Origin of the sequence: Actinomadura logoneensis (assembly GCF_003428695.1) — a bacterium.
GTDB classification, from domain to species: Bacteria; Actinomycetota; Actinomycetes; order Streptosporangiales; family Streptosporangiaceae; genus Spirillospora; species Spirillospora logoneensis.
The window spans coordinates 1-757 of the sequence record NZ_QURH01000402.1 but is presented as its reverse complement, the minus strand read 5'-3'; the positions used below and the strand labels follow the sequence as shown (position 1 = coordinate 757).

Here is a 757-nt window from a genome sequence, read left to right as displayed (position 1 = left end):
GGCCCGGCCGGCACCCGTCCGGCGGGGCCGCGCGCGTCAAGCGGACGTCCGCTGCGAGAAACCCGGGGTTCAACGCGTGTAAACACTTCCACCCGAGCGGGTAAGGCTGCACCCTGGATGGCACACATGCCGCAGGGACGGTGGCAGGCTCCCGCAGGAGGGGACCGTGATAGTGAGACCGGAGGGCGGACCGCGCGTCGTCGTGGGCGTGGACGACTCGCCCGGGGCGCGCTGCGCCCTGTCGTGGGCGATCGGTGAAGCCCGGCTCCGGGGCCTGCCCCTGCTGGTGGTGCACGCCGCGCCGCTCCCGCCGCACGTGTCGGCGGCGGGGCAGATCGGCTGCGGCATCACCGACGCGCTGCGCGCCGCCGGCGCGGAACTGATCACCCGCACGCTCACCGAGGTCGCCGGCGGCTGCCCGCACGGCGTCGACATGACCACGCTCGCGCTGGTCGGCGAGCCGGGCGCGACGCTGGTCCGGCTGGCCCGCGACGACGACATCCTGGTCGTCGGGCACGGCCACCGCTGCCTGCTGTCCCGGATCGTCCGCCCGTCGGTGCGGCTGCACTGCGCCCGCCGGACGCGCGCGACGCTGGTGTGCGTCCGCCCGCCGTCGTTCGACTCGCTGCTCGACTCGCTCGCCGTCCCGGACCATCCGGAGGTCGCGGCGTCCGAGCCGCCGCTCCTCCGCCGCCTGGCGCGCCGCCGGCGGCGGCCGGTCTGACCGCCCCTCCGGCCTCGGCGCGCGGGCCCCGGG

Annotated in this window: 1 protein-coding gene; it reads left to right on the top strand. The window is 77.3% G+C overall.

The genetic code is table 11. From position 1 onward, the window contains the following. The first annotated feature begins 166 nt into the window (after window positions 1–166). Entirely contained in the window at window positions 167–724 is a 558-nt protein-coding gene (locus DZF91_RS22960) for a universal stress protein (RefSeq protein ID WP_158588024.1), read from the top strand. Window positions 725–757: the final 33 nt, after the last annotated feature.